General features: G+C 78.1%; 4 protein-coding genes. 1 reads left to right on the top strand and 3 read right to left on the bottom strand.

What is annotated here, in order from left to right; all coding sequences use genetic code 11:
- From HGCM_RS19760 to HGCM_RS06770, 3 genes are all read right to left on the bottom strand, one after another.
- Positions 1–1,382: sacsin N-terminal ATP-binding-like domain-containing protein (locus tag HGCM_RS19760; RefSeq protein WP_370906320.1), on the bottom strand; the 1,382-nt coding region annotated here is incomplete at its 3' end.
- Complete coding sequence (locus HGCM_RS17335) at positions 1,379–2,401, bottom strand: DUF3027 domain-containing protein (RefSeq protein WP_019136099.1); 1,023 nt, start codon at positions 2,399–2,401, stop codon at positions 1,379–1,381. The genes HGCM_RS19760 and HGCM_RS17335, both read right to left, overlap by 4 nt.
- A 2-nt stretch (positions 2,402–2,403) precedes the next feature.
- Positions 2,404–2,787 carry a cold-shock protein gene (locus HGCM_RS06770; RefSeq protein WP_019136098.1) on the bottom strand — a complete coding sequence of 128 codons (384 nt, stop codon included), beginning with the start codon at positions 2,785–2,787 and terminating at the stop codon, positions 2,404–2,406.
- Between the two features lie 138 nt (positions 2,788–2,925).
- Between HGCM_RS06770 and HGCM_RS19755 the strand changes: the two genes are divergently transcribed.
- On the top strand, positions 2,926–3,113 hold a 188-nt coding region (locus HGCM_RS19755), incomplete at its 3' end, for a hypothetical protein (RefSeq protein ID WP_040398981.1).

Genomic DNA, 3,113 nt, shown 5'->3' with positions numbered 1-3,113 from the left:
CCCGCGACGGCCGGGAGCTCCTCGACGAGGTCCGCGAGCGCCCGGACCTCCACGCCCACGGTCCGCGCCTGGCCGTCACGCCCCGCGGGCACCCGCACGAGCGACGAGACCCGGCGGCCCAGCTCGACGAGCGCGGCCGCGTCCCGGCCCGCCGTGCCCTCGACCGCGACCGCGCGCGCCGGCGCGACCAGCCGGGCCGGGTCGTCGGCGGCCGGGAGCAGTGGGGCGTGCGCCAGCCGGTCGACGACGCGCGTGCGCAGCACCGAGTCGACCGCGCCCCCGGGCAGACCCAGGGGCACGAGCGCGAGCGCGTCCCCGCCCTCGCGGGCGACGAGCTGGGCCAGCTGGACGTAGACGGCCGCCGCGTGGTCGAGCAGGAAGTCCGTGAGCGCCCCCGTGGCGACGCGCCGCCGCGTCGGGTCCAGCGGGAGGGTCGCGACGAGCAGCGGCGGCAGCGCGCAGTGCTCGTCCGTCGGCGTGGGCGCGTGCACGACGTGCTCGGTGAGGTCGACGCGGCCGTCGCGGCGCAGCGCCCACGCGACCTGCCAGCGGTCCGCGGCACGCTCCTCGACCGGCCGGTGGGCGAGCAGCACGTCGGGCACGGTGCCCTCGGCGCGCGCGACGAGCCAGCGGCGCTCGACGTCCGCCAGCACGCGGACCTGCGGCTCGGGGCCCGTCAGGTCCTCGACGCGGACCTCGGCGAGCGCCGGGAGCGCGAGCAGCAGCGGGTCGTCGACGTCGCGCAGCAGCGCCCGCACCTCGTCCGCCGCGACCTCGTCGCGCAGCTCGAGCACGACGGCGGTGTCGTACCCCCCGGGCGGCTCCCCGTCGGTCGCGAGCGGCAGCCGCAGCGCCGGCAGCGACCCGTCGCGGCGCCGCACCTCCTCGGCGAGGGCCGGCACGCCGGAGCCCGCCTCGGCCAGCAGCTCGGCCGTGTCGCGCAGGGAGAACCGGACCGCGCCGCTCGTCGAGAGCACGGAGACCTCGTCCGCGACGGCCCGGACCGCCGCGAAGCCGACGCCGTACCGGCCGACCAGGCCGCCGTCCCGCTTCGCGGAGGCACGCATCGTCGCGAGCGACGCGACGCCCGCCTCGTCGAGCGGCGCACCGGTGTTCGCCGCGACGAGCACCGTCACGGGGCCGCCCGGAGGGCCGCCGCCCTCGACGCGGGCCAGCCGGAGCAGGAGCCGGCCCGGCGCACCGGCGCGCGCCGCCGCGTCGGCGGCGTTCTGCGCGAGCTCGACCACGACGCGGTCGCGGTAGTAGCCGCGGGCGTGGTCCTCCTCGACGTTGGCGTCCTCGCGCAGCCGCGCGGGCGAGGCGCGCCACGCGTCCAGAGCGGCCGCGCGCAGCGCCGCCGTCCCGAACGGGTCGGGGCTCACCGCTCCGCGTCGGGCTCGGGGTCGGGCTGGGGGTCCTCGGCGACGGGGGTGCCCGCCGCGTCCTCGTCGACGGCGAGCTCGTCGTCGCCCTGCGCGTCGTCGATCTGCTCGTCGGAGCTCTGCTCGTCGGAGCTCTGCTCGTCGTCGGTGGCCTCGTCGGTGGGCTCGTCGGCGACCGGCTCGACGGCGTCGGCCTCCTCGGGGCGCGTGTCGTCGTCGGCCTCGGCCGCCTGGATCTCCTCGACCGCCGGGCCGGACGCGGGCTCCTCGGCCGAGCGTGCCGCCGGCACGACGTCGAGGCGCAGGTCGTCGAGGAGCGGGTCGGGGTCCGGCCACTCGGTCGGCGTCGGGTCCACGTCGGTCTCGGAGTGCGCCCCGCAGCCGTGGTCGAACGAGACGACCTTGCCGTCGTCGGGCGACCACTCGTTGACGCACACGCCGAACACCTGGCCGAGCGCGCCCTGCAGCGGGACGAGGAAGCCGCACGTCGCGCACGCCGCCGCCGACGCCAGCGCGCCCGCGCTCGTCGGGCCCTGCGGGCCGCGGTACCAGCGCTCGGCCACCTGGTCGCGGCCCTCGGGCGAGAGGATCCGGGCGCGGGCGAGCGCGAGCTCGCCGATCGCCACCTGGTCCACCTCGTCGTCGCCGGACGGCGTCCAGCCGGGCTCGAGCCGCGGGTCGTCCGGACGGAAGGGCAGCACGTCGCCCGGGCCGATGTCGCCGGGGCGCAGCCGCTCCGACCACGGCACCCACGAGCGCGCCAGCACGGCGTCCGGACCGGGCAGCAGCTCCGCCTCGGACACCGTCGCGGTGCGGCCACGGGGCACGCGCGCGACCGTGACGGTCCACGCCCAGCCGCGGTAGCCGCGGGCGTTGCTGGCGAAGCGGTGCGAGACCAGCCGGTCGCCCTCGCTCGTCGCGCCCAGGTACTCCCCGACGTCCGCGGGGTCCTCGGCGATGCTCACCGCGACCTCGCGCGCGAGGTCGACGGCGGCCTCGAGGACGGCGTCCTTGGCCACGGTCAGGCCTCGAGGTCGTCGGCGACGGCGCGCAGGGCCTTGGCGTACGTCTGTGCCTTGGTGCGCTCGGGGTAGCGCCCGCGGCGCAGGTCGTTGCCGACGCGGTCGAGGATCTTGATGAGGTCCTCCACGACGACCGCCATGTCGTCCGCCGGACGGCGGTGGGCCTTGACCACCGACGGCACGGGGTCGAGCACCGTGACCGAGAGGGCCTGGGGGCCGCGCTTGCCGTCGGCCACGCCGAAGTCGACGCGCGTGCCCGGCTTGGGCGCCTGGACGCCCGCGGGCAGCGCCGAGGCGTGCAGGAAGACCTCGCCGCCGCTGTCGTCGGCGATGAAGCCGAAGCCGCGCTCGGCGTCGAACCACTTGACCTTGCCCGTGGGCACGGCAGACCCCTGTCTGTCGACTGTCGCTCTCGTCGGGCCGCCGGCTGGGCCGCCGTCCCGGCCTCCTAGGCTACCGGCCTGCGCGTGCTCTTTTCCCGCCGGGCCGGCCGGCGGGCCCGCGCACGTATCGTGGTGCGGATGGCCTTCACCGGGTACCTGCGCGCGCGCGGCGACGACGAGCTCGTTGCGCTGCTGCGCGCGCGCCCGGACCTCGCGTCTCCGTCGCCGTCCACGCTGGCGTCCCTCGCGGTGCGCGCGACCAGCCGCGCGAGCCTGCAGCGGGCGCTCGCGGGGGTCGACGCCGGCGTCCTGCAGGTGCTGGAGGC

Source organism: Cellulomonas massiliensis JC225, assembly GCF_000312005.1.
Taxonomy (GTDB): Bacteria; Actinomycetota; Actinomycetes; order Actinomycetales; family Cellulomonadaceae; genus Cellulomonas; species Cellulomonas massiliensis.
This window is presented reverse-complemented; position numbering and strand designations above follow the sequence as displayed.